The sequence below is a fragment of the Chryseobacterium sp. StRB126 genome, from assembly GCF_000829375.1.
GTDB lineage: Bacteria > Bacteroidota > Bacteroidia > Flavobacteriales > Weeksellaceae > Chryseobacterium.
This window is the reverse complement of record NZ_AP014624.1, coordinates 327,196-340,141: the sequence shown is the minus strand read 5'-3', so window position 1 is coordinate 340,141 and position 12,946 is coordinate 327,196. Positions and strand designations below refer to the sequence as shown.

Here is a 12,946-nt window from a genome sequence, read left to right as displayed (position 1 = left end):
TTCTAATAAAATTAATATACAATGAAAAAAAAATCCTTTCTTATTCCCTTGATGGCCTTGATGATTCAGGCAGGATCGCAACTTAAAGCACAGCAGCTAAACCCTTTGGGAGTCTGTTATGTGGAAGTCAATAACAACAACATGCTGAATGCAGGTTCTTATACTTTGCAGAATACCAACAGGCAGCTTTTTGATGTGGCCATTATCTTTGCAGCTAATATCAATTATGACGTTTCTAAAAGCAGAGCCTATATCTCAAGTAATAATAATGTTACTAAAGTACTGAACGATGTAAATACCTATGTAAAACCTTTACAGCAAAAAGGAATTAAAGTATTGCTGGATATTTTAGGAAACCATCAGGGAGCCGGAATCTCCAACTTTCCCAATCGTGAAGCAGCCAAAGATTTTGCTCTACAGGTAGCTCACACAGTATATACTTATGGTCTGGATGGTGTAGATCTGGATGATGAATATGCAGGATATGGAAACAACGGAACAGGACAACCTAATAACAGCTCTTTCGTGATGTTGTTACAAGAGCTTAAAGCAGCAATGCCTGATAAACTAATTACATTTTACTATTATGGACCTGCCACCTCAAGACAAAGTTATAATGGGGATCTGGCAGGAAATTATATCAACTATAGCTGGAATGCGATGTATGGTACTTATGTAGCTCCAAATATTCCTGGTCTCGACAAAACAAAGCTTTCTCCTGCCGCAATCTGGATACAAAATACAAACCCTCAGTCTACTCCTGCATCTGTTGTTGCCTCTTCAGCAACCAGCACCAAAAATGACGACTATGGTGTTTTCATGTGGTACGATTTAGCAGGAACTGATGTAGCCAGCTATCTCAGTACAGGCTCCAATATTCTTTATAATGAAAATACCCAGTTAAGCGGACAGCTCTATTCATGGAGTCAAGGGCAATCTTGTGATCCGCCGTTAGGATTGGACGTTACCAATGTAACAGGAACTTCTGCTAAATTAAACTGGATATCTAATGGCTCTCAAACTTATAATATTGATTATAAACCAGCCAGTTCAACAACATGGACTAACGTTGCCAGCAGCTATTCCGGCAGCAGTGTGGTGATCAATAATCTTACGATGAATACGGATTATGACTGGAGAATACAGTCTAACTGCTCTTCAACCTTAACAAGTACCTATCTTTTTGCTCCAAGATTCAATTCAGGAAACGGATGTACAACGCCTTCAGGATTGGTATCAGGAAGCTATCTGGGAAATTCAACTCAATTGTCATGGGATGCAGGAACCGCATCTTCTTATACATTGCAATACAAAACAGCAGCAGCTACTGCATGGACTGAAGTTCAGAATATTACCACCAATAATTATTCACTGCAAAATCTTTTGCCTAATACAAACTATATATGGAAAGTACAGGCAGCATGTAATGGCGGAACGGTAAGTACTTATTCAGCAGAAGGAGTATTCAACAGTGGTTTTGCTTCGGTTATAAGCCCTGGTCCAAGATCACTTTCTTTTAACGGAAGCACAAATTATCTGAATGCCGGACAGTTTAACCTGAGCGGAAATGCAGTAACCATTGAAGGTTGGGTAAAAGTAAATGCATTTAAAACAGCTTTCCCTAACATTTCATCAGTGCTTGGGATTGAAGTGGGAGATAGCAACTCTGCAATGCTTAGATTCGGGGATGGTAACCTGGCCAATAACAAACTTCAGTTTATCTTGAGCTTCGGTTCTTCTCAAACGAAAATTAACACCAATACAGCATTCAACACTAATACATGGTATCATATAGCAGCAACCTATGACGGAACTGCGATGAAGCTGTATGTTAACGGAAGTCTAGATACAAGTACCCCGGTTACAGGCAATTTTACAGCAAACGGTATTATGTACTTAGCAAGAAATTACGATAATTCCCGCGCACTCAACGGGTCTTTGGATGAATTCAGAGTATGGAAAAGAGCATTATCAGCTCAGGAAATTTTGGATAACAGCTGTAATGTGCCGGCAAACTCACAAGGTTTGGAAGCGAATTGGAAGATGGATGAAGGAAGCGGAATAGGAGCTTTGGATGCTACAGCAAATACTCATTTTGCAACCTTAGTCAATATGACCAATACCAATTGGAAAACGGAAGTTCCCTGTAACACCTCATTATTTGTAAGAGATGTTGAGAATATAAAAGACAACCATTCAGTGTATCCGAATCCTCTAAAAAGAGGAAGTGATATTCACTTTACGGTTACCGATAATTCCAGCGAGGTTTCTTTTTACGATATTTCAGGAAAACTCTTGAAAAAACAGGAGATTAATCAAAATAATAACACCGTGAATACACAGGATTTCGCTACAGGTACTTATATTTACAAAATCACATCTTCAAAAAATAAAGGAGTATCATCAGGTAAGATCATAGTGAAATAAAACTCATTGAATGAAGATTTTATCTGAAAAACAGATAACATATTGCAAAGCAGGCAGACAGGCAGTATCTACTTGTTTGTCTGTTTTTCGATACAATAAAACAGTTTGAATTTAAATTAAAAATGATGCAGAATATACTCGGAATCGATATTGGAGGGTCACATATTACACTCGCGCAGGTGAATCCTGAAAAACGTGAAATTATCACTTCAACGTATGTAAGAGAACATGTTAATTCCTTTGATGACAGAGAAACAATTTTCTCCGCCTGGGCTTCAGCCATTGAAAAAGGAGCCCATAATCTGGCGAAATCAGATCTTTTAATAGGAATTGCTATGCCGGGACCTTTCGATTATGAAAACGGAATATCGTTAATGGAGCAAGGGAAGTTTATTGATATCCTTCATGTCAACATAAAAGAAGAACTGGCCAAAAGATTATCCATTTCTACAAAGCAGATTTACTTTGTTAATGATGCGGCGGCCTTTATGGAAGGAGAAGTATTTGGGGGCTGTGTGCAGGGTTTTCAAAAGGTTTTTGGAGTCACTCTCGGAACAGGATTAGGAACAACATTTTATAACGGAGAGTTGGCTACCGATGAAGACCTTTGGGATTCCCCTTTTAAAGAATCCATCTTTGAAGATTATCTGGCCACACGTTGGTTTGTTAAACGGTATGAAGAACTTACCGGAGAGCAGATATCAGGAACGAAAGACCTGTTGGATAAACCTTTGGAAATACAGAAGCAGATATTTGATGAATATGCAGACACCTTTTCTGAATTCGTAGTGAAATATGTAGATCATTACAAACCGGAAGTTTTAGTTATAGGAGGAAATATTGCAAAAGCTTACCCTCATTTTGAGCAAAGATTTATTCAGAATCTAACAGCGAATAATATTAACTTGCAGGTCAAAATTTCTGCCATTTTTGAAGATGCAGCCATTCTGGGAGCTGCCAGTTATGCACTAAAAAAGCTTATATAAATTGATAAAACGAAACGATACAATGAAGTCTATTTTTTCTACTTGCTTTCTTTTATTACAGGCCCTGGTTTTTGGTCAGAACACATCTCCCGTAGACTATGTAAACCCATTGATGGGAACCCAGTCCAAACCTTCATTATCCAACGGAAACACTTATCCGGCAGTCGGACTTCCATGGGGAATGAATATTTGGACGGCACAAACCGGAAAGATGGGTGACGGATGGGCCTACACTTACGATGCTGATAAAATAAAAGGATTCAAACAAACCCATCAGCCTTCTCCCTGGATGAATGATTATGGAGCATTTTCCATGATGCCGGGAGTGGGGAAGTTGAAATTTAAAGAAGACGACAGAGCGAGCTGGTTCAGCCATAAAGCTGAGGTTACCACTCCTTATTTCTACAGTGTTTATTTAGCGGACATTAATGTAACCACTGAATTTACGCCTACCGAAAGAGCCTCTTTTTTCAAATTTGATTTTCCGAAAACAGATAGTGCTTATGTAGTGATTGATGCCTTGAATAAAGGTTCATACATCAAAATTTTGCCGAAAGAAAGAAAAATTCTGGGCTATACTACCAGATATTCTACCGGGAAATATGACAATTTTAAAAACTATTTTGTAGTTCAGTTTGATAAAGACTTTGAGCTTACAAAAACCTGGAAAGACGATAAACTGGTTAATGATAAGCTTGAAATTACCAGCGATCACACCGGAGCGATAGTAGGCTTTAAACTGAAAAATAAAGAAACAGTGTACGCAAAAGTAGCCTCTTCATTCATCAGCTTTGAACAGGCTGAAATCAATCTTAAAAGAGAGATTGGAAACCGAAATTTTGAACAGGTAAAAACCGATGCTAAAAATGTCTGGAACAAAACCTTAGGAAAAATAGAAGTAAAAGGAGGAACAGATCAACAGATGAGAACCTTTTATTCCTCACTGTACAGAACATTATTCTTTCCTCAGAAATTATACGAGATTGATGCTCAGAATAAAATAAAGCACTGGAGTCCATACAACGGAAAAATTACAGACGGAAAAATGTTCGGAGGAACAGGTTTCTGGGATACTTTCCGTGCATTGTATCCTTTCCTGAACCTGGTATATCCAAGTATCAATGTAGAAATGCAGGAAGGATTAGTTAATGCTTACAAAGAAGGAGGATTCTTACCGGAGTGGAGCAGTCCTGGATATTCCGATATTATGATCGGAAACAATTCTGCTTCCGTGGTGGCAGATGCTTATATCAAAGGTCTTCGCGGATATGATGTAGAAACCCTTTGGCAGGCTGTAAAACATGGGGCCAATAACGAAGGTCCTTTAAAAGCAGTCGGCCGTGCGGGAGTAAAATATTACAATGAATTGGGCTATGTTCCTTACGATGTAAAAATTAATGAGAATGCAGCCAGAACATTAGAATACGCTTATGATGACTTTTCAATTTATCAATTAGGAAAAGCACTAGGAAAACCTGCCTCAGAAATTGATATTTACAAAAAAAGAGCGTATAATTACAAAAATCTGTTCGACAGGGAAACAGGATTGATGCGCGGTAAAAATAAAGACGGTAATTTCCAGAAACCATTCAATCCTTTTAAATGGGGCGATGCCTTTACAGAAGGGAACAGCTGGCATTACAGCTGGTCCGTTTTCCAGGATATTGATGGCCTAGCTGAATTGATGGGCGGTAAAAAGAAATTTGAAGCCAAACTGGATGAGGTATTTTCTTTACCACCGGTTTTTGATGACAGCTATTACGGTGGAGTGATCCATGAGATCAGAGAAATGCAGATTATGAATATGGGGCAGTATGCCCACGGAAATCAACCGATACAGCATATGATCTATCTGTATAATTATGCAGGAGCACCATATAAAACCCAATATTGGGCAAGACAGGTGATGAATAAGCTATATCAGGCTACTCCGGACGGTTATTGCGGTGATGAAGATAACGGGCAAACCTCTGCATGGTATATTTTCTCAGCATTAGGTTTTTATCCGGTAACACCGGCAACAGATCAGTATGTATTGGGAGCGCCGTTGTTTAAAGAGGCAACCATTCATCTTGAAAACGGCAAGAAAATTGAAGTAAAGGCAGCAGAAAACAGGGCTGAAAATTTATATGTAAAATCATTGAATGTAAATGGACAGCCATATTCCAAAAACTGGTTGAGTCATAAAAATTTAATGAATGGAGCTGTTCTGGATTTTAAAATGGACAGTAAGCCAAATACAGACCGGGGATCACAGGAAAAAGATTTCCCTTATTCAATGTCAAAAGAAGAGTCAGATCAATAATTTTAATTAAGAGAAACAAGATATATGAGCACGGAAAAAAAAGAAATATTTGATAGAGTTGAACAGACTCTACAAAGCCAGGGGTTTACCATTGCGGCAAAAGACGAAACCAGACCATGGGGAGGTTTTTTTGTGATTGATGAAGCTCAGGCACAGGATTTTGCCAACCAGTACTTTGATGGAATTGATGTGGAAAACCTTAGAATAGGAGGAAAGTTAAGTCCGAAAATTCTTATTGTGGCTCCGGAAGCAAGACTAAGCTGGCAATATCACCACAGAAGAGCAGAAATCTGGCAGGTAGTGGAAGGAACAGTAGGAATCAAAAGAAGTACTACAGATGAAGAAGGAGAAGTAGCAGAATATAAACCAAAAGATCAGGTAAAACTTCAGCAGGGCGAGAGACACAGATTAATAGGGTTGTCAGGCTGGGGAATCGTAGCCGAAATCTGGCAGCATACCGATGCATCCAATCCTTCGGACGAAGATGATATCGTAAGAGTACAGGATGACTTTGGAAGATAAATAAAAAAGCAGCATCAATTCTGATGCTGCTTTTTTATTTTGGTAAGGAAGCTGGAAGAGGGAAGAGGGAAGTTACTGAAGGTTTTCAAAAGCATTATTTCAGCTATTGAATTGATGCTTCAAAGAGAATTAAACAGATAAAAAAACAAACGTTATAGAAGTCCTATAACGTTTTGTTTATATTAATTTATCCTAGCTAAAGAAGTATGTCGGCGAAAAGTACTTCCAGGCTCCATCTTCCAGCTTTTAAAATGTTACATCCAGTCCCACATAGAAATTTGCTTTCATAATTGGAGCATATACCATTCCACCATCAAAATAATTTCCGAAAGGATTTCTAAAATCGATGATTGCATTTTTCTGATAATATGAAGTAAGGTTTTCTCCGCCTACATAAGCCCTGATCTTTTTGTTGAAATTTCTTGAGATCTGTGCATTTAATACTGCATAAGAATCAGAGTATGTTGATAACTGAAACTCTGCTGGATTGTCTGACATATCAGGAAGTCTTTGCTTTCCTACCCAGTTTAAAGTAGTATCAAAGCTCCAGAAACCACCTTTGTCATTCTTATTGGTTGCATAGGCAAGGTTTATAAATCCTCTGTGTTTTGCCATAAAAGGAACCTCTCTTCTTCCGCCAATATAATCTGCCTGTACATCATAATATTTATAAGCCAGTCTTACATCAAAGTTCTTGAAAGGCGTAAAATCCCATTGTGTCTGGAATGAATTGGCAAAAGATTTACCCTCCAGATTATAGAATGTAAGTTGCTGAGGGGATCTGTCTAAATCCACTAATACCTGATCTTGGAAGTCTGTTCTGAAAAAGTCTGCAATGATCGTAGATTTTCTTCCGAAAAGTTTAAACTCCTGTTGTAAACTTGCTCCATAGTTCCATGCAATTTCAGGTTTTAAACCATAAATATTTCCTCCGTTAGGTAAAATATTAATGGCTCTGTTGGATGCAAAATACTGTTGGCTTTCTGCAAATACATTCGCCGTTCTAAATCCTCTTCCTGCAGAAAGTCTTAAAATAGTCTGTGGTGTAAAATCATATTTAAAATTCACTCTTGGAGTAAACTGAGTTCCTGCAAGATTGTGGAAATCGACTCGGGTTCCTGCTACTAAAGTATATTTTAAACCTGTTAAAGTATATTCAGTAAAGATCCCCGGAACAATTTCGTTTCTTTTAATATTATCTACCAAATAAGTCTCCTCATAACCATCATATAAGAAACTTGCTCCCGCTTTATATTTGTGGTTGGTATTTCCAATAATACTTTCAAAGATTAAATTTGAATAATAGGTATGCTGATTTCCAGAATAATTTCTCAATCCAAAGAAGCTATCCTGCTGGTGATAAACATATTGGTTCATCCAACCGATACTTTGATAAGGCTTTCCTTTAAAAACATATCCTGTTTTGTTCCAAATCTGAAATCTTGAAATATCAATTCCAACACCATAAGCCGGTTGCTTGTCCTGCGCTAGTTTCTTGTCAAAAGCCGTTTGCCCTGCAGTTCTTTCATCACGGATAAAATTAATCCCGAAATGAGATCCGAACCCAGACTTTTCAAGGTCATTATAATTCAAGAGATAAGCGGCATTGATCTGTGTTCCTTTGGGTCTGTCAAGAAAACCGTCATCATTCATATCCGTATCTCCGAAAGTTCCGTTTCCGTGAAGTAGGAAAGTTTGTGACCATTTATCATTAATGGGAGAAACATTGGTAATATTTATTTCAGCTCTTCCGTTAAAATCCGAAAAAAGATTTAGAGAAGTTTCAGGCTCCTTAGCATTCTTCAACAATTCAGTATTGATCTGCCCTGTAATACTTTCATACCCGTTAGTTACTGTACTTCCGCCTTTTGTCAGCTGAATACTTTCAATCCATCTTCCCGGAATAAAATTCAATCCATAAGCAGAAGCCAATCCTCTGATTTCAGGCAGCTGTTCTTTCGTTAAGCTGGTATATTTTTGATCCAACCCAAGCATTTTAAGCTGCTTTGTACCTGTTACAGCATTGCTGAAAGATACATCTACAGTTGCATTGGTTTCAAAACTTTCAGATAAATTACAACATGCCGCTTTTAACAGTTCTTTTTTATCAATATTAAAAACAAGTCCTGCTTCTTTCTTGCTTAAAGATGTAGCCGCTTTAGAGCCTGTTACTACTACTCCGTCAATACTCTTCTCATGGTTGTTGTGAGAATCATTTTCAGCTGGAGCTGCATGATCTTTATGGTCTTCATGTTTTGCCTCTTCTTCATAATGAACCTTTGGATTAGCCTCTCCAAAAGTGAAATCTCTGTCATAAAGGCAACATCCCGGAAGACCATTATATGTGGTGTCTAAAGCCTTGTATTTCTCGTTATCATGTCCCGCATCGGCAATAGCCTTTAAGATCTTATCTGATGAGGTTTTGGAAGCATCAAAATGTAAAGCAACCGTTTGCTTTTCTGCATTCCACTCTGCTGAATCTGCACCTGCACCTTTAGCTGCTTTTTCAATTCTGGCTTTGCATGACGCACAGTTTCCTCTTACGTAGAACTCGTTATCCTTTTTAGCAGGAGTTGTAGCTGTGGGGTGATGATCATGGTGAGATTCCGCTTGTACTGGCTGTAGATCTCTGTCATACAAACAACATCCCGGAAGACTTTTGTAAACATCATCAGAAGCTTTGAATTTTTCATTATCGTGGCCAGCTTCCGCTACTTTTTTAAGAATATCGTCAGCAGAAACCTTATCCGTTTCTAGAGTTAGTGTTTGGAGGTCAATAGAATAAACAGCAGTTTTCGCTCCTGCTTTTTTGGCAGCTCCTTCAATTCTTGTTTTGCACATTTCACAGTTCCCTTTTACTTTGAACTGATTTTTCTGAAGATTTTGAGCCGATATAAATTGGGTAAATAAGAATAATGCACCAAGTATGAACCTGGAAATATATAATTTCATTTGTTTAAAGTTTAGATTAAATAAAATACGGTTCGATATAATGTATAACGAACTCACAATGTTTTAATTAACCTATTTTAGGCGGTTGCCAGATTTCCTTTAAACGGTCGGAAAGGTAAGGGTCTGAATGCTGAAACTGAGGATTCTTATTCGCTTTGTAATAAGACAGTTCCAGACGCAGGTTTTTTGAAAAAGGAGTCTCAATAAAAGTAAAGCAGGCAATACATGACGAACAACAATCATCATTACATGACTTTGTAGCATCATCTTTACCCTCTTTTTTTGAGGAATGATTTTTACAGCAGTCGCTCTTCTTTCCGGATTCTGCTTTGCAGCAGGTTTCCTGCATAGATTGAGCGTAGAAACTATCCTTAGGAACCAGAAAAATTCCCAAACAAAATACTATTGCCAGTATGTGAAATAGCTTCATAGCTGCAAAAATACAAAATTTATGGCAAAGGATCACCAACTTTTAGAGAACAGCTGTGCCAAGGTTCTCCGTGAGCAGGGTTCACTTTAGGCTTTTCTCCCATAGCCAGATTCTGCGAAGCGGCTTGAGCCTGAGCTGGAGTTGGTGTAGGAGTAACCTGTATATTGTTTTGTGCAGATTGAGGGGCAGCAGCCGGTTTACTGCTCAAAGGCTGTCCTACAGGGATGTCACATCGGTGTCCCGGTTGTCCGTGTGCAGGATTCATTCCCGGAGCTGTTTTCACTGATTGAGCACTGTTATTCATCGTTACTTTTGCTGGAGATGCTGTACCAGGGTCAATTTGAATAGTGTTGTTCGCTCCTACACTGATATTTTGAGATGCAGGAGTTGCTGTTGGCTGGCTGTTTAAAGGCTGTCCTACAGGAATATCACATCGGTGTCCCGGTTGTCCGTGTGCAGGATTCATTCCCGGAGCAGTGGCCATTGCAGCTGGAGCCGTGTTGGACTGGATTCCCGCCTGATCCAGCAGTGAAGCTTTTGGAGCATTGTTGAGAGCTACAGAAGGCTGTTGCGAACCAGCTTCTTCTTTTAAATAAGTTGCTTTCTCATCTTTCTTACAAGAGACAGCTAATATTGATACTGAGATCAAACCTAAAAACGTATTCTTCATATCCTTGATTGGGTATGAAACAAAATTAGCAAAACATTTTCAATTGTTTTGCTAATTTTATATTTATAATACGATTTTTAGATTAATTTTTAACTAAAAGTCTGAATCCTTCTCCGTGAACGTTGATAATCTCCAATCCTTCGTCATCTTTCAATAGTTTACGAAGCTTGGCGATATATACATCCATACTTCTTGCAGTAAAGTAATTTTCCTTTTTCCAGATCTTTCTCAGTGCAAGATCTCTCGGCATAAAATCGTTTCTGTGGATGCAAAGAAGCTTCAATAACTCATTTTCTTTTGGAGAAAGTTTATATTCTTTATCACCTACTTTCAGCTGTCTCAGCATAGAATCGAAGAAGATATTGCTGATTTTAAACTGCTCCTGCTCTTCATTTTCAAGAGTAGAGCTTCTTTGAAGAATTGCTTTGATCTTGTATAAAAGAAGTTCTGTATCAAATGGTTTTGTGATATAGTCATCAGCTCCCAGTTGGTACCCTTTCAGGATATCTTCTCTCATATTTCTTGCAGTAAGGAATATGATTGGTGTATTTTTATCAATCTTTTTTACATCTTCAGCTAATGAAAACCCATCTTTTTTAGGCATCATCACGTCAAATATACAGATGTCGAATTCATTTTCTGTAAATTCTTTCAATCCCTGTTCTCCATCAGTAGCAAGGGTTACTTCAAAATTATTGATGGTTAAATAATCTTTAAGCACCGCACCGAAACTCTGATCGTCCTCTACTAATAATATTCTGTTGCTCATAACTTTTACTAATTAATAATTAACAATTAAGAATGAACTGTCTCACTCTCTCTTCTTATATTTTGTTTTTTGGTTTCTTATTTTATAATTGATGAATGTATGGTTGATGTGAAATATTTTTTTATCACCAATATATTATCACTCATCACTTATCATTTATATCTTAGCTCATTGGCAGCTTAATTGTAAACGTACTTCCATCGCCTTTGTTGGATTCTACAATAATTTGCCCTTTGTGCAGTTCTACAATTTTTTTCACGTAGGAAAGGCCTAATCCCTGTCCCTTTACATTGTGAATATTTCCTGTTTCTTCTCTGAAGAATTTTTCGAAAATTTTTGTTTTATTCTGGGTTTCCATTCCCATTCCTTTATCTGATATTTCGATAACATACCAGTGCCCTTCATTTCTGGTTTCCACATGAATTTCCGGGGCTTCAGGAGAATACTTGTTGGCATTATCTAATAAGTTGACCAACATATTCGAGATGTGGAATTCATCAATTTTGAAATTATAATGAGTGGCATTGAATTTTTGAGTCAGACTACCGTTTCTCTGCTGTACAATCAGATTGAAGGATTCTGTTGTCCTTTTAATCAATTCCCTTACATTCGTTTCTTTCAGAAATAGTTCTACCTCATTTCGTTCAAGCTTAGACATGTTCAGAACATTTTCTACCTGCTTTTTCATCCTTAGATTCTCCTGTTTAATCAATTCTGAATAATACTTTACTTTATCCGGATTGGTAGCAATTTTATCATTGGCTAATGAATCAGTTGCCACAGAAATGGTTGCCAGCGGGGTCTTGAATTCGTGAGACATATTATTGATGAAGTCTGTTTTCACTTCAGCCAATTTTTTCTGTCTCATCATATAATTAATAGAAATAATATAAATCCCAAGAATCGTAAGCAATGAAAGGAAAGTTCCCAACAGCATCGGCCAATTGTTCATCGCTAAAGAATATTCTTTCTTAGGAAAAACTAAAGCCAGATTATATAGGGTATTGTACTTTTTATCAGTAAAAAGAGGATAGCTATAGGTATTGTTGTCCTTTTTTTCTTTGTAGGCTTTATTGGCAATACTGGTAAGTTTGTTGTCTTTATCAACAATTCCATATCCGAACTTGGCTGTAATTCCTCTGATTTTCAATTCTTTTGTGATCACTGAATCTAGAGTAGCCGGGCTCACCCTTTGTGCAATGGGTAAATTGTTTCCGTATACCTTTACAAATTCTTTTACAGCATAATCCCCGGTTTCAATATCCTGATTGATATCCGAAGTGAGAATTTCACGGTTGGTGGTATCTCTTTTTATCTTGTAAGCAGCTTCATCCGTGTATAGAGTAGTCAGTTTTACAGAATCTCCTTTTTTAGAAATAGGAAGCTGTGCGTTCGAGATAATATTTTTGGAATAGATAATTTGTCTCTGCGTTCCGGAATCTTCTACCTGTTGAATGGTAGTAAGCGAAGGATTTTTGCTGTTGGCAAGAATGGTGTTTCTGTTATCCTTGGTCAGATATTTATCGGCTTCAATTTCTTCAATTGTCTTTGAAGTGCTTTCCAAAACGGAATAAACTTTATTTGAAAAGTCCTGTTCCAGTACTCCGTAATAGCCTTTCAACCAATAAAATTGGAGCGTAACGAAGACAATAAGCGAGATCGTCATAAACACCGAAATTATTGGGATGAATTTATTATTCATTATTTAATTATATATGTTTTGGAAAAATGAATGTTAAAATTAATTGTTTTAAGACTACGTAAACAAAAAACGAGCCAAAAAATTATGTTTTTTTTCTTAAAAGACTGTTTTTTAACAATTATTTATGAATTATTGTTTACTTGTCATAGGAAAAGTCCTTTCTGTAAATAAAGAGCTAACTTT

Annotated in this window: 9 protein-coding genes; 4 read left to right on the top strand and 5 right to left on the bottom strand. The window is 37.4% G+C overall.

The annotated features are described in order from the left end of the window. Positions 1–21: 21 nt before the first annotated feature. From CHSO_RS24845 to CHSO_RS01540, 4 genes are all read left to right on the top strand, one after another. A complete protein-coding gene (locus CHSO_RS24845) occupies positions 22–2,427 on the top strand; it encodes an endo-beta-N-acetylglucosaminidase H (protein WP_052480460.1) in 2,406 nt (801 codons plus the stop codon). A gap of 122 nt (positions 2,428–2,549) precedes the next feature. Beyond that, on the top strand, positions 2,550–3,413 hold the full coding sequence (locus CHSO_RS01550; protein WP_232509134.1) for an ROK family protein: 864 nt from the start codon (positions 2,550–2,552) through the stop codon (positions 3,411–3,413). 22 nt (positions 3,414–3,435) lie between these two features. After that, the gene (locus CHSO_RS01545; RefSeq protein WP_045491620.1) at positions 3,436–5,718 is read left to right on the top strand and encodes a GH92 family glycosyl hydrolase; all 2,283 of its coding nucleotides are present in this window, start codon (positions 3,436–3,438) and stop codon (positions 5,716–5,718) included. 24 nt (positions 5,719–5,742) lie between these two features. Then, on the top strand, positions 5,743–6,240 hold the full coding sequence (locus CHSO_RS01540; RefSeq protein WP_045491618.1) for a phosphoheptose isomerase: 498 nt from the start codon (positions 5,743–5,745) through the stop codon (positions 6,238–6,240). 246 nt (positions 6,241–6,486) lie between these two features. Here CHSO_RS01540 and CHSO_RS01535 read toward each other — a convergent pair whose 3' ends face one another. The 5 genes from CHSO_RS01535 to CHSO_RS01515 form a co-directional block, all read right to left on the bottom strand. Further along, entirely contained in the window at positions 6,487–9,192 is a 2,706-nt protein-coding gene (locus tag CHSO_RS01535) for a TonB-dependent receptor domain-containing protein (RefSeq protein WP_045491616.1), read from the bottom strand. Between the two features lie 67 nt (positions 9,193–9,259). Further along, positions 9,260–9,622 carry a hypothetical protein gene (locus tag CHSO_RS01530; protein WP_045491613.1) on the bottom strand — a complete coding sequence of 121 codons (363 nt, stop codon included), beginning with the start codon at positions 9,620–9,622 and terminating at the stop codon, positions 9,260–9,262. Between the two features lie 19 nt (positions 9,623–9,641). Beyond that, positions 9,642–10,292 carry a hypothetical protein gene (locus tag CHSO_RS01525; RefSeq protein ID WP_045491611.1) on the bottom strand — a complete coding sequence of 217 codons (651 nt, stop codon included), beginning with the start codon at positions 10,290–10,292 and terminating at the stop codon, positions 9,642–9,644. Between the two features lie 82 nt (positions 10,293–10,374). Next, the gene (locus CHSO_RS01520) at positions 10,375–11,061 is read right to left on the bottom strand and encodes a response regulator transcription factor (protein WP_002982671.1); all 687 of its coding nucleotides are present in this window, start codon (positions 11,059–11,061) and stop codon (positions 10,375–10,377) included. 163 nt (positions 11,062–11,224) lie between these two features. Beyond that, positions 11,225–12,763 (bottom strand): sensor histidine kinase, encoded by a 1,539-nt coding sequence (locus tag CHSO_RS01515; protein ID WP_045491609.1) that lies wholly within the window; start codon positions 12,761–12,763, stop codon positions 11,225–11,227. Positions 12,764–12,946: the final 183 nt, after the last annotated feature.

What these genes read in the sequence shown, in the direction of transcription:
- CHSO_RS01520 (WP_002982671.1), bottom strand. Translation starts at nt 11,061, where the DNA reads ATGAGCAACAGAATATTATTAGTAGAGGACGATCAGAGTTTCGGTGCG.
- CHSO_RS01535 (WP_045491616.1), bottom strand. Translation starts at nt 9,192, where the DNA reads ATGAAATTATATATTTCCAGGTTCATACTTGGTGCATTATTCTTATTT.
- CHSO_RS01525 (WP_045491611.1), bottom strand. Translation starts at nt 10,292, where the DNA reads ATGAAGAATACGTTTTTAGGTTTGATCTCAGTATCAATATTAGCTGTC.
- CHSO_RS01550 (WP_232509134.1), top strand. Translation starts at nt 2,550, where the DNA reads ATGATGCAGAATATACTCGGAATCGATATTGGAGGGTCACATATTACA.
- CHSO_RS01530 (WP_045491613.1), bottom strand. Translation starts at nt 9,622, where the DNA reads ATGAAGCTATTTCACATACTGGCAATAGTATTTTGTTTGGGAATTTTT.
- CHSO_RS01545 (WP_045491620.1), top strand. Translation starts at nt 3,436, where the DNA reads ATGAAGTCTATTTTTTCTACTTGCTTTCTTTTATTACAGGCCCTGGTT.
- CHSO_RS01515 (WP_045491609.1), bottom strand. Translation starts at nt 12,763, where the DNA reads ATGAATAATAAATTCATCCCAATAATTTCGGTGTTTATGACGATCTCG.
- CHSO_RS01540 (WP_045491618.1), top strand. Translation starts at nt 5,743, where the DNA reads ATGAGCACGGAAAAAAAAGAAATATTTGATAGAGTTGAACAGACTCTA.
- CHSO_RS24845 (WP_052480460.1), top strand. Translation starts at nt 22, where the DNA reads ATGAAAAAAAAATCCTTTCTTATTCCCTTGATGGCCTTGATGATTCAG.